Source organism: Nannocystis sp. RBIL2 (assembly GCF_026626745.1).
Taxonomy (GTDB): Bacteria; Myxococcota_A; Polyangia; order Nannocystales; family Nannocystaceae; genus Nannocystis.
On sequence record NZ_JAPNJW010000001.1, the window covers coordinates 3,175,740 to 3,199,203 of the forward strand.

Below are 23,464 nucleotides of genomic sequence, written 5' to 3' on the forward strand. Positions count from 1 at the left end.
CTCAGGGCACCGGGACGAATCGATAGAGGGCGCTCTCGACGTCGGACGAGACGTAGATGGTCCCCGAGCGGCCCACCGCGACCCCCGTGGGCACATAGCCCGGCGGCAGGCCCTCGCTCTCCGGCAGGCCGATGCGCAAGCCGGTCGCCAGCACCGTGGAGCGCCCCGTGGCCGGATCGATGCGAACCAGCCGCTTGCGCCCCACCTCCGCGACGACGAGACCGCCGTCGGGGTGGCGCGCGATGCCCTCGGGCGCGCGCAGGCCCTTCGCCACGGTGCGCTGCTCGCCGTCGGCCAGGCGCACCCGCGTCACTCGCCCCGAACGCACCTCGGTGACGTACACCCCCGGCTCCGGCCCCTCCAGGTCCGCCACCAGCCCCACCGGCCCCTTCAGGCCCTCGGTGATCACAGTGACGCCCGCGGGCTCGGCCTTGTCGATCCGCACGAGCCGGCCCGTCGTGGCCTCGGCGACCAGCAGCGTGCCGTCGTTCAGCTCGATCGCGCCCTGCACCCCGTTGATGTTCGGGATCGTCCGCAGGACCGCGCCGGTGGCCCGATCGAGCACCTGCAAGCTGCCGAGGTAGGCGCTGCTGAGCACCACGTGCTTCGCGCCCAGGCTGACGTGCATCGGGAAGACCATCGGCGTGGACAGCACCCGGGTCGTCTGGTGGATCTTGCCGTCGCGCCCGCCCACGCGCCGCAGCGCGTACACGTCCGCCACGTACAATTGCTCGTCGGCGTCGTCCGGCGCGACCGCGAGGCCGGCCGGCACGGTCAGGCGCGCCGTGACCACCGACTTGACGGAGCCGTCGGCCGGGTTCACCACGCGAATGTCATTGTCGACCATGTTCGACACGTAGACCCGATCGTCGGGACCGACCGCCAGGTTGTCGAGCCCGGTGGGCAGCTGCGCGACGACCTTCTTCTCGCCGGTGGCGACGCGGACGCGCACCAGCTCGCCGCGCACCGCGTCGACCACGAACAGGTGCTGGCGGCTCGCGTCGAAGTTGACCGCGGTCGGCATCATGAAGCCCCCCGCCACCACCTCGATCTTCCCCGTGTCGACGTCCACCCGCACGATCTGCCCCTTGAGCAGCAGCGGGCCGTACAGGCGGTCGTCGGGCCCGAATTCGAACCCGTTGAGGAAGCCGGGCGCGGCCAGGACCTGCCGCGGCTTCTTCTTGCCGTCCGGGTCGACCTCCCACAGCGCGTCGGCCCGGCCGATCTGCGTGACGTAGAGCCTGCCGTCGCCGCGGAACGCCAGCGAGTTGAGGCCCGGCAGGTCCCTGGCGATGACGCGCGTCTTGCCCTTCGGCGTGCGCCGCATCAGCTCGCCGGAGAAATAGCCGGTCCAGTAGATCGATCCGTCGGGCCCGAGAGTCACATCGTCCGCGCCGCCCTTCGGCGGCCCCACCAATGTCGACACCGCGCCGGTGCTCAAGTCGACGGAATGGACCGTCTGGCCGAGCAGGTTGCTGGCCAGCAATTGACCCTTGCCGTCGACGACCAGCCCGTGGACGCCCTGGAAGGGTGAACCCGCCACCACCACCTCCTGGCGGTACGCGGGTGGCGGCGCAGCCACGGCCTGGCTGCTGCCCAGCAAGACGCTGGCGATCAGGGATGAGTAGAGCCATCGACGCATGAGGTCCTCCGGGGTGGGGCGCGAGTGATTCATCGGTCGGGAGCGGTCGCTCCGCGCGTGAGCTCCAGGCCAGCGAGGTCGCCGCGCTCGCGCCAGGCGTGCAGGAGCTGCAGGAACTCGAGGGTGCCGCCCGCGTAGCCGGCCATGCGGATCTCGCGAGGCCCGAAGCTGGCGCCTTCGTTGTTGTAGTAGCCGGGCGTGCACTCGGGGCCGCCGAAAGCGACGCCCTGGGCGAGGGTGCCGAGGATCGTCTCCCACCACTGCTGCTGCGCCTGCTCCGTCGCCTCGATCGTCTCGACGCCGCGCGCCCGGCACTGCTCGATGATGTAGGCGGCGTGCTTGGCCTGCTCGTCGAGGATGTGGACGAAGTTGATCGCCCAGCCGCTCTGCGTGGTGCTGAAGATCAGCAGGTTCGGGTACCCGCGGCTGTGCATGCCGTGGAAGGTCTCGGCGCCCTCGGCCCAGCTGTCGCGCAGCGACTTGCCGCCGCGCCCGCGGATGTCGAAGCCGAGCCGGCGGGTGTACTCGCTCGAGACCTCGAAGCCCGAGGCGTAGATCAGGCAGTCGACGGGGTACTCCTTGCCGTTGACGACCACGCCGGTCGGCGTGATGCGCTCGACGCCCTTGCCCTCGGTGTCGACGAGCTGGACGTTCGGGCGGTTGAACGTGTCCAGGTATTCGTCGTGGAAGCAGGGCCGCTTGCACAGCTGATAGTAGTAGGGCTTGAGCGCTTCGGCCGTCGCCGGATCTTTGACCAGAGTGTCCACCCGCGCGCGGATCTCCTCCATCTTGCGGAAGTCGGCCATCGCGCGCAGCTGCATCGCCTCCTCGGGGCTGGTGGCGCGCGCGCTGCCGTTGTCCTCGAAGATGTAGGTCCAGCCGTCGCGCACGAGGTCGACCTCCTGCGGCCGGCCGGACACGATCGCCGAGAAGTTGGTGATGCGGTCGCGCTGCCAGCCCGGCTGCAGCGACTTCGCCCACGCCTCGTCGGTCGGCTGATTGGCGCGCACGCCGATGCTCGAGGGCGTGCGCTGGAAGACGTACAGCTGCTTGGCCGCGGCGCCGAGGTGCGGGATCGCCTGGACCGCGGTCGCGCCGGTACCGATGATGCCCACGCGCTTGTCGGCGAGCCGGTCCATACCGCCCGCGGGTCCGCCGCCGGTATAGTCATAGTCCCAGCGGCTGGTGTGGAAGCTGTGGCCCTGGAAGGTCTCGATCCCGGGGATGCCCGGCAGCTTGGCCTTGTGCAGCACGCCGCCGGCGATGATCACGAAGCGCGCCGCGAGGCGGTCGCCGCGGTCGGTGGTGACGATCCAGCGGCGGGCGTCGTCGTCCCAGTCCATGCCGGCGACGACGGTCTGGAACAGCGCGGCCCGGTACAGATCGAACTGCCGGGCGATCCGCTGGCAATGGGCGAAGATCTCGGTGGCCTTGGCGTACTTCTCCGTCGGGATGTAGCCGGTCTCCTCGAGCAGCGGCATGTAGATGTAGGACTCGACGTCGCAGGCGGCGCCGGGGTAGCGGTTCCAGTACCAGGTGCCGCCGAAGTCGCCGCCCTTCTCGACGATGCGGATCGCATCGACCCCCGCCTGGCGCAGCCGCGTCGCGGCCAGCATGCCGCCGAAGCCGCCGCCGACGATCAGCACGTCGGTCGCCTCGTTCACCGCCGCACGCGTGAACCCAGGCTCGACGTGCGGGTCCCTGTCGAAGTCCGCGTACACCCCGCTGAAGTCGACGTACTGCGCGCCGCCGTCAGGGCGCAGCCGCTTCTCGCGCTCGAGCCGATACTTGTCCCTCAGGGCCTCGGGAGAGAACGAGGCTTCACCCTTCTTCGTCGCATCCATCTTTCGCGCTCCTTCTTGCTTCGATCGGCGCCCGCCCCACCGTCGCGGAACACGGGCGCCTGCGTGATTTCTTCGTTGTTTGGTTCGAATCCGGGCGGACGCCCCTTTGCGCCTCCGCCCATTTTTAAATTCATCGCGGTCCGGTGACGGGGGCCAGCCACAATCCGACGAGGGCGTCGACGAGTCCGGTGGCGGTGGACTCCCACGTCGAACGTGGCGAGGCCGTGCCCTCCTGCAGCGCCCGCTCCCGCTCGGCGCACATGTGCACGAGCATCAACCGGCCCATGTCGTCGCGCTCCCGCCGGACCTCTTCAGGGAGCTGCGGGACCAGCCGGAACATGCCCTCATGGCAATGCCGAAACGACCGCGAGGCGAACGCCTCGTCGAAGACGAGCTTGCGATACGTCGGATGGGTCATCGCCTGGGCGATGAATCGCGCGTACCAGGAAGGGACCCCCAGCGACGCGAGGTGCTCGACCGCCGGCCGCACCAGGCACGACACCCAATCGCGCAGCGCAGGCGCAGCGGGCAAGGCTGCCACCATTTCGGCGCACCGGCGCTCGATCGATTCGGCGTGCCGGCGCACGATGGCCACCACGAGGTCCTCCTTGGAACCGACGTGGTAGCCGACGGCGAAGTTGTTCGATTGACCCGCGGCCTCGCTCACCTGGCGATTCGAGACGCCCTCCACCCCGTACTCGGCGAACAGCCGCTCGGCGGTGAGGAGGAGCAGCTCGCGCGTCTGGCTGCCCCGGTCGGATCTGGCCGCCTTCACTCCAGGACCTGCCTGCTGTCGTCGACGCGCATGGTGACCGTTTGGGGGCCTGTCCCGGCCCGCGGAGAGACTAAGTCATGCGCCTTAAAAGTCAACTGACTTAGATCGCGCCACAATGAGGCTTGCAGACCCCAACAATGAGGGGATACCGGAGGCAAATCACCGCACGCAGCCCTGGTTCACCGTGAGCGCCAATGCGCGGGCCGCGACCGCGCGTTACCTGTCCCTCGGGACTTGTGAAACGATTGGCCCGAGGGCGACGCTGGTCCGATCATTCTCCGCAATTGCATGCAGACGCGAACGAATCGGCCGGCACTCTCGCGGACCCGAGCGTCGGGGCCGATGCAGGCATCACCCTCGCTCGCCGCCCCTCACGATTTCCATTCAAACGAGCGCGGCCGTCATCGAGCCCCGCCCTCTACCGCTTCAGCTGCTGCCCATGGCGTAGGCGATGCCGCTCTGCAGCGTGCCGCGCACCACGAGCCCGTCGAGCTCCAGACCGAGTCCCACCAGCGTCCCGGCGACCTCGGGCCGGATGCCGGTGAGCACCACCTGCGCGCCCAGCAGGCGGACCGCCCGCGCGGCCTGCACGAGCCCGTTCGCCACCGCCGAGTCGACCATCGACACGCCGGTCACGTCGAGGATGGCGATCGCGGCCCTCCGCTTGCTGATGCCGTCCAGCAGGGTCTCCAGCACCTGCTTCGCCCGCGTCTCGTCGACCTGGCCGATGAGCGGCATCACCACCACGCGCTCGCTGATCGGGATGAGCGGCGTCGACAGCTCGGCCAGCGTGACTGCCTGGATCCGGATGACCTCGTCCTGCAGCCGCTGCCGCTCCTCCTCCACGCGCTTCATCGACCGCAGGTCGCGCGTGATCGTGGCGAGCCCGATCGGCTCGTTCTTCGCGTTCCTGGCGAGGAAGAGGCTGTAGTGCACCGGGACGATCGTCCCCGTCACCATGTGGCGGAAGCGGAACTCCCCCGTCCACTGGCCGGTGCGCATCACCTCGGGCAAGATCGTGCTCTCCACGTAGGCGAGGTCCACGGGATCGAAGTAGCTCTGGACCAGCGTGCGCCTGGTTTCTTCCATGCTCGAGAGGCCGACCATCTCCCGCCCGGCCGCATTGACGTAGAGGGCGTGACCCTCCATGTCGGCGAAGCCGATGAAGTCGGTGCTGCAATCGATGAGACGGAGCAGCGATTGTTGCACGTCCTGGCTGACGAGGCTCCACGCGTTCGCCTCGCGCAGACCGTCGATCGTGCGCTGTTGTTCGCCCACCTGTCGCTCCAGCTCCGCAATGCGCTGTCGCAACGCGTCACTGGAGGACTCGTCGACGCCGGCGGTGGGACCCTCTTGAGGCGACATGCCGGCGAAACGTACCGACGTTCCGGTTCGGATGCAATCTCGCGACGATCGGCGTCCACGAAGGAGTCGCGGGCAGTAAAGCTCGGCTCTGTGGGGGAATGTAGCCTGCCCGGAAATGTGGTCTCCAGCGCGCTGCGCTCGCCGAGCAGCCGCAGCGGCTTGCGCTGCGTGTCGCAGCGAGAGCCATGAGGGACAGTCGCAGTGGGCGAGCGGCGCGCCCCCGAAGCAATCGCGCGCGGCTCGACCACGTGCGGGCGTCGAGGCTGATGCGCACTGCCTCGCGGCCCCGCCATGACGCGGCCGAAGCGCCTCTCGTCCGCCACATACGCGCCCGGCGCGTGGCCTGCACACGCCGGAGAAACGCGTTTCAATCGCGCCCGACCCGCACCACCCGTGGTGCATCGCCGCGCACCGCCGCGGTGCGCGCGGCGGTAGGCCTGTCGTGGGATGGACGGACATGCCCATTCCCTCAAGCGCTCGGATGCAAAGGCACCCTGACTATGATGATAGGGTGAAAGTTGTTCATGACGCAGCCACGGTCCGACGTGGCGCGATTGATGATGACCTCGACGGCCCGGAGAACCGTGGGGCGAGCGCAGGCCTCCAGCGCCGGCTCCGGAGCGACGCTTCGAGGAATCAGAGATTTCGCATCGCTTGGCTCTCGCATGATTCGGACGCCGACGCGGTCGCCTGTCGGCGCTTCGGCGCGCGCGGGACGACGTCCCCGGTGAGTGCGGTGCCCCTCCGGACTCCTCCGCTGCAGGGGCAGCCGCAGTTCGTCCTCCTGTCGGCCGGCCCGGTGGTGACGATTGACAGCCGCCGGCCCCGGGGCCTAAAACGCGCGCATGTTCAGGCGCGTCCTCCCCGTGATCGCCGGGCTCGGCTCGCTCCTCGCGCTGCAGTGCGGGGGTGAGCATTCACCCCGGACCGAGCCCGTGCCGCGAGTCACCCCACAGTTGCCCGCTCCCGCAAAGAAGCTGCCGGATCGCTCCCAGTGTGCCCGCTGGACCAAGGGCGCAGTCAGCGAGCCAGCGCCCGCGGAGGCGCTCGCCGGCTCGCCGCCGATCGCCGCCGTCGTGGATTTCGACCGCGGCCTCGGGCCCGGCTTTCGCCAGGACCTCCAGACGCTCGTCGACGAGGTCCTTCCCGACCTGGCGGGCTGCGGCCTCCGCCCCGCGGACCTGCGCTCGCTCCGCCTCGTCGTCACGCCCGCTTCCGTGGTGGAAGCACGCGTCCTCGGCCTGCCGTCGCTGGAAAACCTGCGCGAGTGCCCCGTCGTCCCCGACCTGCTCGCCGTCGCCGCCGCCAAAGGCTGGCTCGTCGCAGACGAGCCGCAGGGTGCGTTGCGGGTCCGACACACCCACGCGGCGCCGCTGGCCGACGAAGCATTCGACTTCGATCATCCGGCCGGGCGATGGTTGCACGTGCGAGCAATGGCGGGGCCGCAGGACCGCCGGGTGACCGTGACGCTGGAGGACAGCGACGAGCGCGGCATGCTGCTCCGCATCGAAGGACCCGCGGACGTGGTCGACGGGGCCGGCTCCTGGTGTGAGAGCGCGCTCCGGCGCCAGGATGCGCTCGGCTTCCGCTACATCCGGGATTGCCGCGAGCCCTCCCCCGCGGCGCTCGAGATCTCGCCGCACCCGCAGGAAGCCGCGGACATCGCCGCCTTGACTGCCACGTTGCGCGACGAATTCTTCGAGAACTTCGAGGTCCACGGGGACAGCATGATCCCGACCCTGCGCGACGGCGACGTCGTGTTCGTGGACAAGCTCGAGCGGGGCAAGGTGCCTGCGCGGGGCGCCATCGTGCTGTTCGAGGGCGATGGCGGGGAGAAGTTGATCAAGCGGGTGATCGCGCTGCCCGGCGAGGCGCTCGAGCTGTCCCCGGACGGGCTCCGCATCGACGGCCGCGCGCTGCCTTCGTCCGCGGCAGGAGACACCGACGCGGCGTCGTCGTGCGGAGTGCGATTGCTGGCGCAGGACCTGGACGCCTCCCGCTTCGAATTCATCGCCGACCCCCGCGCGGGCGCCGTGACCGCCCGCGTCCCCGACGGCCACGTCTTCGTGCTGGGCGACAACCGACCTGTCTCGAAGGACAGCCGCACGTTCGGTCCCGTCGCCGTGGGGCGGATCGCCGGCGTCGCCCGCTTCATCGCCTGGAGCGCGCCCGCCGGGCGCTTCGACTGGGCGCGGAGCTCCACTCCGCTGAGCGCCGCGAGCCCGACGACGGACACCGGGAAGTGAAGTCACCGCGGGCGCTCGACGACGACGGCCAGTCGGCGTAAACCGAGCGCCTCGATCGCCGCTGATCGATGCGAGAGACGATCGCTCCGTTCATCGATCGGCACGAGCGTGGGCCTACCGGACCGCGCTGCTCAAGGGGCCGCCGCCGGGTGCGGGCGAAGCGAGTCGAGGAAGCGTGCCCCGTCGCCGCGAGTCTCCGCGTCGTTCGGGCCGATGGCCACGAGGTGAATCATGCGCCCGCCGAGGATCACACAGCGATCTTCCTCCCACCCGCCGTTCGGCAGCGACGCCGACGGCGGGGCGATCCCCGTGACCGCGATGGCTTCCTGACCAGCGAGCACGAGCTTGCGAGGATCCTCGGCGACGAACTTCGAGTTCTGAAACGGCGCGAGGCAGTCGATGCGCAGCAGCGACTCGACCGGGACGCCGGGCGCCGGGAGCAGCACGTACGACGATACTTGCAGCTGCCCGCGCGACTTGCGATCGAGGTTCACCCGCTCGACCTCGGTCATCGTCGGCAGGGTCAGCTGCTGCTCGACGGTGACCGTGGGCGTGCCGGGGAGCTCGACGGCGATGCCGGCAGTGCGCGACTCGAAGGGCAGCCAGGCCGGTGCGGGATCCTGGCAGGCGAGCGACGCGAGGAGAGGCACGAGCGCGAGCGAAGGGCTTGGACGAGCGGCCACCTGCCGAGTCTACGCGAGAACCGTAGCGCGCGGGCTGCAGTCGATCGGCTCACCCGGCCCTGGCCGTGCGCGCGCCGCTCGGGCCTTTGCCGGCAAAGAGGTGCGGATCGGCTCCGCGCGGCGGAGTGACGACTCTCGCTCGCCCCTCGTCGCCGGTCCTGCCATCCACATGTCCCGAAGGACATCTCACTCCGGCAGCCTGCACAACCCGACGTCCTCGAGCCCTGCCGGCGCCATCCCGGCCTCGAACCACGGCACGCACTCGGCACCCGCGCCCGTGCAGGTCGGCATCGTCACGTCGCAGAACTTCAGGCAGCACTCGAACCCCCTGCCGCCGCACTCGGTCGCCCATCCGGAGTCGAGGCAGGCCAGCCCCGGATCGCAGCTGTTCTGGAGCGCGCACACGTCGAACTCCTGCCCGCCGTCGCCGCTGGCGTCCTGCACACAAACGAACGCCAGGTCATTGCCCACGCTCAAGCACACCTGGTCGGCCTCGCAGTTTTGCGCGAGCGGGTCGCACGCCGGCAGGCAGAGGGTCAACACTTCGTCGTTGGCGATGAGGCAGCCGGTGGCCGGATCGTCGCACATCGGCGCGTCCGGGCTGCCCGTGCATTGCGCCACGCAGGAGCCCTCCCAGCAGAACAGCCCGACGTCGCAGTTGTCCGTCTGCTCGGGCCCGTTCCCCTGCAACACGCACGGATCGCCGGCCTGCTCCGGCGACTCTGCCACCGGCGCGCAATGCAGCGAGTCCGGAGCGCCGATGCCGGATTGCGCGAACGGCATGCATTTCTGACCGATCGGGCAGTCCTGCACCCACGGGTCGCACTCCTTGATCCCCGAGCCGCCCATGTCGGGCGCCGCGTAGATGAACCCTCCGCCCTCGCTCGAATCGCTGCAGCTCACGCATTCGGTGGTGCTGCTGCTCGACGTCCCGCCCGTGCTCGTGCCCGACTCGCTGTCGCTCCCGTCGGAGGTCGTCGGCGTACCCGTCACCGTCCCGGTCGTGCTCGTGCTCGTGCTCGTGCTCGTGCTCGTCGCCTCGCTCGTGCTGCCTGACGCCGAATCTTCCTTGCCGGGCCCGCACGCCGCTCCCAGCATCGCCAGCCCGACCGCCCAGCCCCACGCAGTCCCCGCGCTCACCTCGTGCTGCGCCGCCCCGCAGAACGGACACACGGCCTCGGAGACACGAACGTGGCGCTCACAGCGAGTGCAAGGCTTCATTCGGCGACGGTACCGCCGCAGCCCTGCCAAAGCAACGAGACCGGCAAAACTTCACCCCCAAATTCCCCTTCTCCTCCTCCGAGCCGCCCTTGTCACGAGCCTTTTCGCCCCTCACCAGCGGCGAAGCGCGCCGAAGACTCGACCGCGCGGCCAGTTCCGGCCCACCGCCCTCGTCGCGGCTCGTCTCGATGCTCTGATTCCTCGGATCTCGAGCACCGCGCCATCAGCAGGCGTACCGCAATTCGGTGCAGAACGTCGCCGGCCTCGACCTCCTGCGCGAGGACCTGGCGGTGCTCGACGGCCACGCCGAGCATCTTACGACGGCCTATCCGGGCGATCCACGAAATCTGCGGGTCGGACCGCCGGAGCTCGAATCGAAGTACGGCCTTGTTCGAGGCAGCAGTTCGGAGGCTCCGAGTCGTGGCACAGCCGCGGCGCTCTCGCTCGAGGCCCGGCGATCTCGTGCGCCTTGGTGCCCTCGTTCGTCGCGCAGCTCGATCTGTCTCGAGCCGAAGATCTGCGCGGCTTCTTCGCTATCGATCCACCCCAGCGCGAGCACCTCGCCGGCGAGGGGCCTTCGCGCCGCGCGCGACCCGGCGGGTGGACCTTGCGCATCGAGCGCCCGGCCCTGTCGGTGCGTCAGACGCGCGAAACTGCGACTTGGCGCACACATCTTGCGATCAAATTAGGCTAACGGTTCTTGAAATTAGATTATCTCCGGGTCTATTTAGCCTTCATGTCCCGCCCTGAAGCGCCCACTGCCCTCCGTGACTTCCTGGAGATCCCCTATGACCGCCTCGAGGAGCTGAACCTCGAGGTCAAGAACGCGCGCATGGCTCGCGTGCCGCAGGACCAGGTGCGTGAGCAGCGGGTGAAGTATCTGACGGACGAGAAGCGGATCAAGGCCGTGACCGTGTGCTTCACCGACCTCGAGGGTCGGCTGCACATGCTCGACTACGACAAGAAGTTTTTGCTGCGCTCGGCCGACAACCTGACCTTCGACGGCAGCTCGGTGCGTGGCTTCTCGCAGCAGCACGAGTCGGACCTGCGCCTCAGCATCGATTGGTCGGCCTTCTACTGGCTGCCGTCCGACGTGTTCGGGCCGGGCAAGGTGCTCGTATTCGCCGAGGTCCGCGGGCAGGACGGCCTGCCGTACCTGGCGGACATGCGCGCGCGGCTCAAGGACTACACCGCGGCGATGTACGAGAAGGAGGGCCTGGTCGCCCAGTTCGCCCACGAGATCGAGGGCTTCCTTTTCCGCGGCCGCGACGCCGAGCGCAATTACCCCGAGCGCGGCGCGTTCGAGTTCATCTCGACCGGCGGCTACTATCATTCGTTGCCCGGCGACGCCCTGCGGCGATTCATCGATTCGGCGGCCGAGGTGCAGCGGGCCATGGGCTTCGGCAACGAGAAGGACCACCCCGAGGTCGCGCCGTCGCAGTTCGAGATGAACTTCACCCACGCCGAGGCCCTGATCGCCGCCGACCAGGTCCAGCTGTACAAGCTGCTGTGCCGCCAGGTCGCGCAGAACTACGACATGACCGCGTGCTTTTTGCCCAAGCCGGTCACCGGCATCAACGGCAACGGCATGCACACCAACATCTCGCTGGCGCGCAAGGGCACCAACCTGTTCCACGACAAGAACGGCGACAGCGGCCTGTCCGCCTCCGGCTGGAGCTTCACCGAGCGGATCCTCAACAGCGCCTCCGACATCTGCCTGATCCTCAACGGCAGCGTCAACGCCTACCGCCGCCTCGACCCGCACTTCGAGGCACCCAACCAGATCAAGGCGTCCGCGACCGACCGCGGCAGCATGGTCCGGATCCCTCTCGGCAACGAACGCTCGGCCCGCATCGAGGTCCGCTCGGTCGCCCCCGACGCGAACCCCTACATGACTGTCTACACCCTGCTCCGCACCGGCCTCGAAGGCCCGCAGCCCGACCCGGCCGAGATCGCCAACAAGCGCGCCCGCACCCGCTTCCTCCCCGACAACATCAACGACGCGATCCGCCTGTTCAAGTCGTCCAAGTTCGTCGCCGACCTCCTCGGCGAACAGGTCCAAACCCGCTTCGCCGAGGTCAAACAGGCCTCCGCCGAACGCTGCCCCCGCGCTCTCGGGTCCCTCATCAAGACCGCCGAAGTGCAGTTCCATCATGAAGTGACGAATCAGTACTTGTGGAACAAGTTCTGACCCGCCGGCCACCTCCCGCAAAAACCCGGCAAACCGTCAAAAGGCCGCTGCTGTGCTCTCCACGGGGTTCTGCGGAGGGTGGGGTCTTGCCTCCCCTTGACCCGGATTGCCCCGGGGAACCCCGTTTTCTTGTTAAGTCTGTGTTAAGTCGGCTGTTTTAAAAGACAGGATTCTTTATTCGACAAGAGGTGTTCGCCGAGCGCGGACACCTGCGGGCCGCGGACTGCGCCCAGGACGGCGACCCGGACGCGTCCAGCGTGGCGCTGCTGGCCACGCTCGTCGGTCGGCGCACGCTCGATCCTCTGCACGCAGTCCCCCGAGCGTTTCCTGCGCAAGCGAAGCGAGTGGCTCAAGTGGAACGCCCGCCGCCGGTCGGGCAGCTTCGGCGGCATGTCCCTGTCGTGGACCGAGCTGGAGGATACCGATCCGCTGCCCGAACCCGAGTGGGCGGAGCGGGTCGGAGCGGTGATCCGCGCCAACGGCCCTTCGACAGCTGGACGACGGCCGCGGGCACGCGCGAGCTGCTCGACGCCGGCGACTTCGCCGGGCTCGCCGCGTGGATCCGCGAGCTGGTGGCGGCGCAGAACCGGGCGGTAAACTCCGCGGGGTCGCAGCTGCACTGCATCGGCGAGGCAGCGATTCCGTCGCTCGAGCGGCGAGTCGCCGCCGGGGACGCCGCCGCGGCAGCGTCACACGCAAGAGAATCGCCGCGCGCGGACCCGGGACATCACCGCGCGCACGGCCGAGTACGACGCGCTCTACGGCCGCGATCGCAAGCGTCCGCGCCTGCCGGACGACCTGCTGGCGCTGATCCGCCGCGGCCAGCTGACCGCGGCGCTCGCCGCCTACCGCGAGCGCTTCCCGGCGCTCGCCGATCAGGCCGCACAGGCCATCGAAGACGCTCGCGCCCACTTCGCGCCCGAGATTGCGCCTTTGGGCCCGTAGGGTGGACCGAGCTGAGCTCAGCGCAGCGTCTCGAGGGCCTTGTCGAGGCCCTCGATGTCTGACTGGAGAGACTTGATCTTGCCCTCGCGTTTTTCCTTGGTGGACTTGTCCTCTTTCGGACCCGCCGGTGCCTCGAGGCGCTTGATCTCGTCCACCTTGTCTTTCCGCAGGGCCTCGAATGCCGCCCTGGCACGCGTCACTTCCTCGGCGCTGACGGTATTACTCAAGATGAATGACTGAAGGACCATGCGATCGATCTCGGCCTCGGATCTGTTGACGAAGTCGACAGCGGCGAGGAGCTGGATGGTTTTGAAGGCATCCGTGATGAGCTGCTGGCTGATGTCCTTGACGCCTTCCTTGTCGGCGCTCTCGAGCATGACGCGTAGCACCTCGACCAGCTTGCCGACGTTGTCCCGCTGGCCGAGCATCCGCGTCGTGCGCATCGCGTCCGCGAAGATCTTTGCCGCCTGCTCGTTGGTGAGCACCTGGTTGGCGTTCATCTCACAGACTCGATAAAGCATGTCCCGCATCCCGAGGACGAGCTCCGTCCGGGTCGCGGCGTCGGCGATCTCGCTCGTACCTTTGGTGAGCGATTCCCCGCCGCCCTTGCCGCCGACCTGCAGCGCCGAATATTGGACCATGAGCTCGAGGTTCGCCTTGATGCTGGATTCGGCGCTCTCGTTCGCGGCGACGTCGGGCGGCGGCTCGGCGCAGATCTTCAGCGCCTTGGCGCCCTCACCGGGCTGCACGATATAAGCGCCGCGTTGGCGCGCGTCGTAGGTGACGACGTGGCCGTTGTCGCCGAGCGTATACAGGGTCGGCTTCGGGGCCACGCTGTTCACCGGCGGCTTGCAGCCGACGAGCGCGGCCAGGACCAGCGCGAGCCCGGTCAGCGCCCGGCGCCGCGATGGCTGCGTGGAGGGTGGTGGGGAAAGTTTCGTTGTCATGATCGTCCTGCTCCTTGTGGCGCTGCAGATGTAAATCGCTAAGGGAGATGTCGAGCAAAGTCGCCCACACGCGTGATCGCTTCCGCTCCACGCCGTGGTCGGATGTTCGACCACGGCGTGGCAATGATTGCCGTCACGCCACTGCGGTCATCCGCGAGCTCTCGCGGGCGCGGGGCTGGACCTGCTTGCCAGGCGTCGGAAACTCGCTTCCACCGCCTCGTGCAGGCCCACCATCAAGCGGTGGCGTCGCTGACGACCGCTCACGATTGCGAGGGTTGAAGATGCAAGCGGCCGTGAGGGTCGGCGTAGACGGCGTAGGCCAGCCAGGTCGGGTCATTGCGTCGCCGCGCCGCGGCCCTCGCCTGCGCCACGGCCTCGGCGAAGTCACCTCCGCGGTGCAGCGTCTCGTAGAACGCCCGGGCGAAGTGCCGCGCCGCGTCGTCGCCGACGGCCCACAGCGGCGCGACTACGGCGCCTGCACCTCGCGACAGGAAGGCGGAGGCCCAACCGCCCATCGAAGTGAGCAGCTGCTGGCCGCGCCCGACGGTACAGGCGTTGATGAACACCAGCGGCCGCTCGCCGTCGGGGCCGCGCATCGAGCCGTAAGCCGCGACCTCGCCGGACGCGAGGTTATCCTCGGCCCACAAGCCGTCACGGACCGCGCCGAGCAGCAATTCGGCGTCGCCGTCGGTCAGCTCGCCGTGGCAGATGAAGTGCAGCAGGTCGAAGCTGCCGCCGCGCTGCACGAGGTCGAGGACATCCTGCGCGCCGGGCTCGAGCAGACGAGCCGCGAACAGGGCCTGCAGCGTCGCCTGTTCGGCGGGCGAAGCCCGCAGCGCGCTCGGCGGCGGGTAGTCCGGGGCGACCACGTAGGCGTTGCGCACGCGGATCTTGGCGGCCAGCGTCGCGTCCCACAGCGAGCGGACGAGGCCGAGCTCGGCGAGGAAGCGCGAACCGTCGACGATCTGTCCGTCGGCCTGGGTCAGATACACCAGCTCCCACGGGATGAACTGCTCGTCGGAGACGATCTGCAGGCCCGCAAGTCCGTCGCGGTGCTTCCACAGCAGCTCGCGCAGCGGCGGCGGCATCAGCTGGGTGAACAGCATCGACCCGATCGTCGGCAAGATCCGCTCGAACTTCGCGGGGTTGCGCTCGGCCTTGTCCCACTCCCGTTCGATGCGGGCGAACAGGTTGTCGACGAAGCGGGCCAGGTCCGTGGCGATCCGCCCGGTCTCGAACGGGACGCGCAGGTCGTTCGCGGGCGAGATCAGGTTGTAGCGCAGACGGATCGCGCCCCCCGGCTCGTACAGGGTGATGATCTCGAGCTGATGATCCGGCAGCCTGCCGCCCTGGCCCACCAGGGCGCGGTTGCTCGCCTCGGTCGTGAGCAGGGGCGCGTCGATGGCGTCGGCCTGCGCCTCGAGCTCGACCTCGGTGTGCATGACGACGACGTCGCGCTGCCGCACGACGACGCGCAGCTGGACCACGCCGAGAGCGAGCGCGCGAGCGCTGAGACCGAGGCGCACGGAGACGCCCGGGTCCGGCGCTCGCACCGTCACCCGCGCGGCGGCACCGACCTCGGCGTTCCGGCGCGCGACGAGCTCGACCTCCACGAGCTCGTCGTGCTCGATGCGGCCCTTCGCGCCGGGAGCGACGCCCAGGGTGGCGAGCTCGGGCGCGAGATCGACGAACACCCAGAACAGCTCGCCTGGTCGCACGGCGGCGGCCGCGTGCGAGTGCATCCACAGCTCCGAGAGCGCCGGGGTCCGCGGCTCCGCGGCGGCGACCGTCGGCGTCGCGAGCTCGCCCGCGAGCGATGGCGCCGACGCTTTCAGCGCCTCCGGCAGATCGATCCCTCGCATGAGCGCCGGCGCCATCGACTTCTGCGAGAGCCCGATCTGCAGCGCGAGCGCCGACAGCTTCGACTTCTGCGAGCCATCCAGCGCCTTCAACCCGTGCAGGAGCGCGAACTCCTGAGCGAGCGGCTCGACGAGCTCGGCGACGTCCGTCGGCGCAGCGTCGAGGCCGAGCCAGGTGACCAGCTTGCTCGCGACCTCGGGCGCGGCGAAGAAGCCGATGTGGTGAATCGCTCCGCCCGCGATCTCGTGCAGCTCGACGCCGTCGCCCGCGCCGAAGCGAGTCGAGTCGTTGTCGACCACGAGGTCGTTGCCGGCCTGGCCGAACAGGCGATCGACGACGCGATCGACCGCCCACAGCAGCGGCGCGCGTAGGGCCTCGCCCAGCCCCGAGCCCGCGGAGAAGTTGGAGAACACCGCGAGACGACGGGGGCACAGCGCGGCGTCCCACGGCGGATAATCCCGCCGCAGTTCGTCGCCGGGGGTCATGGCCGCCAGGCCGGGCACGGTCTCGCCGTCGAGGGCGCCTTGCGCCAGCCACTTGATAAGGGACGCCACGCCGCCGACGATCGCCTGCACCGCGACCGTGGCCAGGGCGGCGCCGCCGAGCGCGGTCCAGGCGAGCCCGCTGGCCGCGGCGAGGTTGGTCATCACGTCGGCGAGCTCGTGCCAGCGGGTCGGGTCGGCCATCTTCGTCCCGTCCTCGGTGGTGGCGACGCACACGACGCTGCGGATCGGTCGTCGGCCGCGGCGCGCGAGCTCGTGCGCGAGGCTGCGAGCGACCAGTCCGCCGCGGCTGTGACACACGATCTCGATCGTCGCGTCGTCGGGGCCGGCGGCCGTCAATGCGTCGGCGATCTGCCTGGCGTTCTCTGCCGGCGTCTTGCCGAGGGTGTGATGATCGAAGCCGACGACGCAGTACGACCGCTCACGGGCCCGGGTCACCAGCTCATGACCGTGCGCCAGCGACAGCGCGCCGAAGCAGCCGACCGTCGAGCTGAACGTGCCGTGGAGAAGGAGCAGCAGCCGCTTCGCCGGAGACGGGCGTTCGACCGGGACCCAGTCGTTGAGATGGGGTCCTTGCAATTCGACGAATCCCTCGCGTCGTCGGCCCTCGAACACGCCGATCGCCAGCCGGGCGGCGCGCGCGGCGACGAAGCGGAACACGCGGAGCTTGACCCGCCCCCACCACCCGCTGAGTCCGCGACGGACGCCGCCCGCCGTCGGCAGATCGGCGGGTGGCAAATGGAAGCGCTGCAGCCCGTGACGTGGATCTTCGGCGGCGATCAGCCAGTGATAGGCGCCATCGCGCTCGATCAGCGCGACAGCACCCTCGTCGTCGCGTAAGGGGACGTCGAAGCTCAGCGCCTCCGCCTCGGCCGGCCCGCTGCGGCGGACCTCGCTCCTCGGCTCGGGCGTCAGCACGATCTCTGCGACGAGCCGCAGTTCGTCGCGCACCAGCGCCTCCGCGACCAGGTCGGGCTCTGCCTCGTGCAGGGAGGTGCGCCGTCGGGGCGTCGATACGTCGCCAGTCGCGGCGGTCATCGTCCATGAGACGCCGCGCGGGACGTGGCGAAGAACGACGCCGCGGTGGGTCATCGCCGCCTCGATGGCGGTATCTTCGTCGGGGAATTCTGCGTCCTGCTCGTCACCGTCCCAGGTCGGCTCCGGCACGGCGTCGCCGCGCTTGCTCGCGCCGCGGCGCTCGTCCCACGCGCGCGGGATGGGCAGACCGGAGCCGATCTTGAAGCCATCGCCGCCGTCGTCGAGCCCGAGCTCGCGCTGGGCCCACAGCCCGCCTGCGCGCCAGATCGCCTCGCCGGGGCAGGCCGGTCGATTGATGCTGGCCTGGCGGTGCGCATGGACGCGGGTGATCTTGCCGCCGTGGTGCTCGACCTCGGCGCAGACGAAGCGGATCGCGCGTCGCAGCCCCTCGACCATCGTCGGCGTCAATTCGCTGGGTCCGCGGCCCTTCTTCCAGTAGGTGCCCGCGCTGCCCTCCTCGCGGCGGAAATTGCCGGCGACCTCGATCGCCACGGTGCTGGCATTGAAGCCGTTGGAGGCCCACAGATAGGCCTGGAGCGGGTGAATCCAGTACACCCGACCGTCAGAGTGGACGCCGAGGTGGGCCGTGACGCGCGGCCACACCTTGCTCGGGAAGCCATGGACCGCCGTCTGGTGCAGGGTGATGCCGGTGATCTGCGTCCACTGCCGCGTGCGCTTGCGCTTCTCGGTCGGGCTCAGGTGCGTCACGTCGATATCGGGCTTACTCCGGGTGTCGCGACGGGGCGACGCGATTGCATCGACGTCGCCATGTGCGGGGCCGTCGAAGCTGCCGCGCTCGCGCGATAAGCTCGCGCCGTAATCGCCGTAGTCCTTACCGCGGAGGATGCGTCGGCGATCGCCGATGCGCCGCAGAAACTCCGCCTCGAGCGCGGCGGTCCACTGCGACGGATCGGCGAGGTCGCGCCCGGGCGTGGCGACCTCGAGCTCGGTGAAGATCGCCTCCGACCACGTCCGCACGAAGGTCGGTGCCATGTTGTAGAGGCGCGCGAGGATCCCCGCCCCGTACTCGGAGGTGACGAGCGCGCCGATCGCTACCCCGCGCACGCGCACGCGCAACGCGGGTCGCAAGAAGCGCTCGAGCCAGAAGCGGCACTGCTCGCCCTGGATCTCGGGGACGTTACCGGCCAGCATCAACAGGCCGAGCAGCCGCGGCTGCGTACGGAGGAAGGCCCACGCACGATCGCCGCGGAGCTCGAGCTCGCCGGTGCGGATCAACACGTGGACGCCGCGCCGGGTGACGTAACCGCCGGCCTTCAGCGCCGGATAGTCACCGCTGGCGACGTCGACTCCGTTGGCCTGGAACCACCGCGCGAAGAGCTGCGGCTGTCGACGCCGCAGGTGGGCCAGCAGCGAGGCCAGCGTCCCGGCGCGCCCGGCGAATTGCGCGACCCCCCATGACACGAGCTGTCGGTCCCAGGTGTTGACGGCGCCGAACTTGCCCCGCGACTCCTTGTCGCCGTTCTCCGCGAAGATCTTCCGCTCGCTCGCGCTGTAGCCGAGCTCCGCGAGCTCGCGCTCGCCGACGAGGCCGGAGCGGGCACCCTCGTAGGCGTCGAGGTTGTAGGGGTCGTCGTACGTGCGGCCGTCGGCGGTCCGCCGTGGGCCGCGCCAGAAGCGGAAGTGGACCTCGTCGCCGCCGCCGCGGACGACGAACTGGCGCTCGCCGCGATCCTCGACGCTCAGGACGACGGCGTCGGCGAGCCCGTCGCGGCGATCCGGCGCCTCGCCGACGAACGCGTCGAGCTCGAGCGCGTCGGGCTCGTCGTCGAGGACGTCGGCCAGACCTTCGAGGGTGGGGAGGATGTCGAGGTATGCATCGAGCGTGCAATAGGCGAGGTCGATGGATGGCGAGCTCATGATGGGTCTCCGGCGCGGACGTGCTGGTCGCGCCGGCCTGCGCCCGCCTCGCCGCTCACGATCAAAAGTGACGGCGGACGAAGAACCCGTGCATGCATCCGGGCGAAATCTCGGGCCGTTTCAGCGCGCGAGGCCGCGCGGCGGCTGGCCGTTCGCGGTCCGAGCCGCCCTTCACGTCGCAGGCGAGCGCTGCGGGCGGACCGAACGGGCCCAGACCTCGAGGTTGGTGCGGGTGCTGTCGAGTAGCTCGCGCGAGCGGGCAAGACGCTCGAGGACCTCGCCGACGCGGATCCGCGCCCGGCGCAGGCGGCTGCGCGCGGTGTCCTCGGGGACGCCGAGGACTTCCGCGAGCTGCGGGCCCGAGAGATCCTCCCAATAATAGAGCTCAAGGATCACCTGACACTCGAGCGGCACGCTGCGCAGCGCCTCAAGCAACAGCCGCTCCTCCTCGCGTGCGCCGAGCAGAGTGCTGGGCCCCGCGCCGAGTTCGACCGCCGAGCAGGCCTCGACGTCGTCGTGGTCGTCGCGTCGCCCGGCCCGGTAGTGCTCGCGCAAGATGTTGTGGGCGATCCCGAGGAGGTAGGCGCGGAAATTCGCGGCCTGGCGCAAGTTTTCGGGGCGCTCGAGGCAAACCAGGAAGGTGCGATGCACGAGGTCGCGAATCTGATCGGCGGCGACCTTGTTGCGGAAAAACCGGTCCAAGGTCGGAAAATGACGAACGAACAGACGGTCCCCGGAGCTGCGGTCTCCGGCTCGCCAGGCGGTGAACAACGCTCCATCGCTTTCGGACGAAACCACCATGGCGAGCACGGTATCACGTTTCATCGCCCGCCGGCCGTGCGCCCGAACGCGCGCCCGCATCACCACCCCCTTCCTTCGCAGAGCCTGCGGAGCGAGTGAACGGATACGTCGGGTCGGATCACTTTCTGAGAGAATGCGGATCGCGAGCGAACGCGGGGGGACAGTCCCGCACCGAACGCCGAAAGGAGAGGTGATGGACGAGCCGCGTTCCGGTTGGCAATCGTCGTCGGCGCCGGACCCGGGGTTCGACGCGACGACCCCCGCCGATTGGGCCGCCCCGGGGCTCGACCTCGACGCACGCGCGCGAATGGCCAGCCTCCGCGCCGAACTGTTCGGCGTGAGCGTCGAGCCCGAGCGCGTCGATCGCTTCGTCGTGCTCGAGAAGCTCGGCGTCGGCGGAATGGGAGAGGTCCGCGCGGCGTTCGACCCCCGCCTCAATCGCCGGATCGCGCTCAAGCTGGTGAAGCACGACGTCACCGCGCCGGCGAGGCACGGCGAGGCCCGCCTGCTGCGCGAGGCGCAGGTGATGGCCCGCCTGTCGCATCCCAACGTGGTCCAGATCCACGAGGTCGGGCTGTGGGAGGGGCGCGTCTTCATCGCCATGGAACTGGTGGTCGGTTGCTCGCTGAAGGCCTGGCTCGAGGCGAAGCCGCGCGAGTGGCGGGAGATCGTCCGCGTCTTCGTCGAGGCCGGCCGCGGCCTGGCGGCGGCGCACGCCGTCGGCATCGTCCACCGCGATTTCAAGCCAGCCAACGTGCTGCTCGGCGACGATGACCGCGTTCGTGTGACCGACTTTGGCTTGGCTCGCGGGACCGTCGACGGCGAGATAGCGAGCACCGAGCCCGATGCGAAAGATCCGCTCGTCGCGCTGGCGGGCGCATCCCCGACGCTCGCGGGTACCCGCGCCGGGACGCCGGGATACATGTCTCCGGAGCAGATCCTCGGGGGCACGGCGACCGCCGCCAGCGATCAATTCAGCTTCTGTGTCGCACTCTACGAGGCGTTCTATCGTGAGCGTCCGTTCTGCGGCTCGCAGGCGTCGATGAGCCCGCCCGCGTACCTTGATGCCATGCTGAGCGCACCGCTGCGAGCGCCGCCGAGGAGCCGAGTGCCGCAGCGGATCTTCCGGGTGCTCGCTCGCGGGCTGCGACGCGATCCCGCCGAGCGGTACCCGAACATCCAGGCGCTGCTCGCCGACCTGGCGCCGCCGACCCATCGCTGGTCGACGTGGGGCCTCTCGCTCGCCATGGCCGGAGGTCTCGGACTCGGCTTCGTATTTGCGGGGCCGGGTCGCAACGCGTGTCTGGAGCACGCCGACGACGCTCGGCTCGCGTGGGAGCAGCGCGCGCCGGCGATCGAACAAGTATTTCTCGCCACCGGCCATCCATCGGCCGGGGCTCGCTTCGCAGCGGTTGCACGGCTGATAGAGCGCCAGACGGAGGCGTACGGTGAGGCCCGTCGTCAGGCCTGCGATCCAGAGGCCATGGGAAACGACCCGGCCCTGCGCGCGCGCAGTCTGGTCTGCCTCGATCAGCGTCGGGACACCCTCACCGCGGCGATTCAGGGGCTTCTGGAGGTCGATCGCAGCTCGCTCGACGGGGCGGTGGATCGACTGGCATCATTGCCGCAAATCGAGGACTGCAGCCATCACGTGCTGCTCGCCGAGTCGTGCACCGCGCTGCCGACCGATCCCGCGAGCGAGGCGCTGCAAGCCGCGCTCGACGAGGTCCGCCAAACCAATGTGAGCGGCCGCCTGGCCGAGACCGCGGCCGCGTCGGTGCGTATCGTCGCCGAGGCCGAGGCCCACGGCGTCGCGCCGCTGCGGGCCGAGGCACGCCATCTCCACGCGACGATCCTTGCCGAGCTCGTGCGCCCCGCGGAAGCGCAGGCCGAATTCATCGCCGCGTTCGAGATCGCCGAGTCGGCCGGCTGCGACGGCCTCGCCTTCGACGTGGCGACCGGAATGACCAAATTGGTGGCCCTGAACGATCAGCTCGACGCGCAGATCGGCGATGATTGGTCGCGCTACGCGTTCGCAAAGCTGGGGCGGATCGCCGGTGACAACCACCGCCGAGCGCAGGCCCTGTCCGACCGCGGAATCTACCTTCAGGAGCGGCGAGGCCAGTTCGCGGCGGCCGAGCAGGATTATCGTGAGTCGCTCGCGCTCACCGCCGAGTCGGGCGACGGTGCGGGCGTACGGACCTTGACCCTGCTGAACCTCGGACACGCGCTGGCCGAGCAGGGACTGCTCGAGGAGTCGAGGGCGACTGTGCTCCGCACGATCGATGCGTTCGCCGAGCTGTACGGGCCCGATCATCCCAAGCTGTGGAAGCCGCACTTCAATCTCGGCTCGGTCGCGCTCGAGCTCGGCGATCAAGCGACCGCGGAGGCGGCGTTCGTGCGGTCCCTCGAGCTCGCGCAGCCCTATTTCGGCTCCGGGCATTCGCAGATCGCCGACATTCATCTCGCGCTGGCGACGGTCGCCTTCGACCGGCAATCCTGGAGCGCCGCGGTCGGCCACGCCCGCACTGCGGCGAGCTGGTGCGCCAACGCCGACGACGGGCGCTGCCTGGATGCGCGCAGGTTGCTGGCGCAGAGCCTCGGTGAGCTCAAGCGGCACCCCGAGGCCCTTGAGATCCTGCGGGAGGTCGCGGCCTCGGACGCGCTGCCCCCCGCGGAGCGGCCAGCCGTCGCGGTGGAGCTCGGGTGGCAGCTCCTGCACGCGGGGCATACCGACGAGCTGCTGGCGTCGCTCGACGTCGACAACGCGCGCCCCGAGCAGGATATCCTGACCGTGCAGCGCGACGTGCAGCACGGCCTGGCGCTGCTGAAGCTCGGTCGGCCGCGTGACGCCATCGCCCCGAGCGAGCGCGCCCTCACGGCGATGAAGCCGGGTGACGACGCGAGGCTCCGCGCCGAGGTCGACATGACGCTCGCGCGCGCCTATTGCCGCGCCGGGCTGCGCCGCGACGACGTCGAGCGGCTCGCGGCGAGCAACATCCCGGATCCCCGGCAGCTGAAACGGTGGATCGACGATCACTGTCCTGACAATTGATACCGAGGAGAAAACGTGGCACATCCTGCTCCATTCACCCTGACTCTTGGCTTCAACGGCACCGAGATTATCATCGGCTGCCTGGATGCGGACGCATCGACCGACTCGACGACCCAGGTGCTCACGCTCGGGCGTTATGCCCTGACGGCCCCGCCGAATCCCCTTCCTGCCGACCAGTTCGTGGCGATCTTCGTGCCGGACACGGCGGGCACCGTCTCTGTGACCGCCGTGTCGTCCCAGGTCTATGGCGAATCGCCCGTGGGCTGGAGCGCGAACGGCAGGCTGTTCGAGTCGCCGAGCGGCAAGTTCACGTGGTCCGAGACGTTCACCCTGACGGTGAGCGGGAGTAACGCGACCGGGTCGTTCTCGGGGACCCGTAACATCAAGATCAAGCAGAAAGGCGGCGGCGGAGACGGCCGTGTCGCCCCGCCGACCGCATAGGCTGAATCTCTCGGCAATCGATAGATCGA

13 protein-coding genes are annotated in these 23,464 nt (G+C 69.5%); 4 read left to right on the top strand and 9 right to left on the bottom strand.

Annotated features, from left to right (window positions below; translation table 11 throughout):
* Position 1: 1 nt before the first annotated feature.
* The 4 genes from OV090_RS12440 to OV090_RS12455 form a co-directional block, all read right to left on the bottom strand.
* Entirely contained in the window at positions 2-1,642 is a 1,641-nt protein-coding gene (locus OV090_RS12440) for an SMP-30/gluconolactonase/LRE family protein (protein ID WP_267703821.1), read from the bottom strand.
* A 29-nt stretch (positions 1,643-1,671) separates the two neighbouring features.
* On the bottom strand, positions 1,672-3,486 hold the full coding sequence (locus OV090_RS12445) for an NAD(P)/FAD-dependent oxidoreductase (protein WP_267703822.1): 1,815 nt from the start codon (positions 3,484-3,486) through the stop codon (positions 1,672-1,674).
* A gap of 130 nt (positions 3,487-3,616) precedes the next feature.
* Positions 3,617-4,261: a TetR family transcriptional regulator gene (locus OV090_RS12450; RefSeq protein ID WP_267703823.1), complete on the bottom strand. Its 645-nt coding sequence runs from the start codon at positions 4,259-4,261 to the stop codon at positions 3,617-3,619.
* A 426-nt stretch (positions 4,262-4,687) separates the two neighbouring features.
* Positions 4,688-5,626 (bottom strand): STAS domain-containing protein, encoded by a 939-nt coding sequence (locus OV090_RS12455; protein ID WP_267703824.1) that lies wholly within the window; start codon positions 5,624-5,626, stop codon positions 4,688-4,690.
* 845 nt (positions 5,627-6,471) lie between these two features.
* On the opposite strand from OV090_RS12455, the gene lepB reads away from it, so the two are divergent.
* Entirely contained in the window at positions 6,472-7,872 is a 1,401-nt protein-coding gene (gene lepB / locus OV090_RS12460; RefSeq protein WP_267703825.1) for a signal peptidase I, read from the top strand.
* Positions 7,873-8,003: 131 nt separating this feature from the next.
* On the opposite strand, the gene OV090_RS12465 is transcribed toward lepB, so the two are convergent.
* Positions 8,004-8,522, bottom strand: coding sequence for a hypothetical protein (locus OV090_RS12465; RefSeq protein ID WP_267703826.1), 519 nt, complete (start codon positions 8,520-8,522; stop codon positions 8,004-8,006).
* A gap of 219 nt (positions 8,523-8,741) precedes the next feature.
* Entirely contained in the window at positions 8,742-9,776 is a 1,035-nt protein-coding gene (locus OV090_RS12470; RefSeq protein ID WP_267703827.1) for a hypothetical protein, read from the bottom strand.
* Positions 9,777-10,512: 736 nt separating this feature from the next.
* On the opposite strand from OV090_RS12470, the gene OV090_RS12475 reads away from it, so the two are divergent.
* Positions 10,513-11,967 (top strand): glutamine synthetase family protein, encoded by a 1,455-nt coding sequence (locus OV090_RS12475; RefSeq protein ID WP_267703828.1) that lies wholly within the window; start codon positions 10,513-10,515, stop codon positions 11,965-11,967.
* Between the two features lie 962 nt (positions 11,968-12,929).
* Here OV090_RS12475 and OV090_RS12480 read toward each other — a convergent pair.
* From OV090_RS12480 to OV090_RS12490, 3 genes are all read right to left on the bottom strand, one after another.
* On the bottom strand, positions 12,930-13,859 hold the full coding sequence (locus OV090_RS12480) for a hypothetical protein (RefSeq protein ID WP_267703829.1): 930 nt from the start codon (positions 13,857-13,859) through the stop codon (positions 12,930-12,932).
* Positions 13,860-14,119: 260 nt separating this feature from the next.
* Positions 14,120-19,138, bottom strand: coding sequence for a CHAT domain-containing protein (locus OV090_RS12485; RefSeq protein ID WP_267703830.1), 5,019 nt, complete (start codon positions 19,136-19,138; stop codon positions 14,120-14,122).
* Positions 19,139-19,309: 171 nt separating this feature from the next.
* The gene (locus OV090_RS12490) at positions 19,310-19,939 is read right to left on the bottom strand and encodes a sigma-70 family RNA polymerase sigma factor (RefSeq protein WP_267707100.1); all 630 of its coding nucleotides are present in this window, start codon (positions 19,937-19,939) and stop codon (positions 19,310-19,312) included.
* Here OV090_RS12490 and OV090_RS12495 point away from each other — a divergent pair.
* Positions 19,902-22,994 (top strand): serine/threonine-protein kinase, encoded by a 3,093-nt coding sequence (locus tag OV090_RS12495; RefSeq protein WP_267703831.1) that lies wholly within the window; start codon positions 19,902-19,904, stop codon positions 22,992-22,994. The genes OV090_RS12490 and OV090_RS12495 overlap by 38 nt on opposite strands.
* Positions 22,995-23,009: 15 nt before the next feature.
* Positions 23,010-23,435 (top strand): hypothetical protein, encoded by a 426-nt coding sequence (locus OV090_RS12500; RefSeq protein WP_267703832.1) that lies wholly within the window; start codon positions 23,010-23,012, stop codon positions 23,433-23,435.
* Positions 23,436-23,464: the final 29 nt, after the last annotated feature.

What these genes read in the sequence shown, in the direction of transcription:
- OV090_RS12440 (WP_267703821.1), bottom strand. Translation starts at nt 1,642, where the DNA reads ATGCGTCGATGGCTCTACTCATCCCTGATCGCCAGCGTCTTGCTGGGC.
- OV090_RS12445 (WP_267703822.1), bottom strand. Translation starts at nt 3,486, where the DNA reads ATGGATGCGACGAAGAAGGGTGAAGCCTCGTTCTCTCCCGAGGCCCTG.
- OV090_RS12455 (WP_267703824.1), bottom strand. Translation starts at nt 5,626, where the DNA reads ATGTCGCCTCAAGAGGGTCCCACCGCCGGCGTCGACGAGTCCTCCAGT.
- lepB (WP_267703825.1), top strand. Translation starts at nt 6,472, where the DNA reads ATGTTCAGGCGCGTCCTCCCCGTGATCGCCGGGCTCGGCTCGCTCCTC.
- OV090_RS12470 (WP_267703827.1), bottom strand. Translation starts at nt 9,776, where the DNA reads ATGAAGCCTTGCACTCGCTGTGAGCGCCACGTTCGTGTCTCCGAGGCC.
- OV090_RS12475 (WP_267703828.1), top strand. Translation starts at nt 10,513, where the DNA reads ATGTCCCGCCCTGAAGCGCCCACTGCCCTCCGTGACTTCCTGGAGATC.
- OV090_RS12480 (WP_267703829.1), bottom strand. Translation starts at nt 13,859, where the DNA reads ATGACAACGAAACTTTCCCCACCACCCTCCACGCAGCCATCGCGGCGC.
- OV090_RS12485 (WP_267703830.1), bottom strand. Translation starts at nt 19,138, where the DNA reads ATGAGCTCGCCATCCATCGACCTCGCCTATTGCACGCTCGATGCATAC.
- OV090_RS12490 (WP_267707100.1), bottom strand. Translation starts at nt 19,939, where the DNA reads ATGGTGGTTTCGTCCGAAAGCGATGGAGCGTTGTTCACCGCCTGGCGA.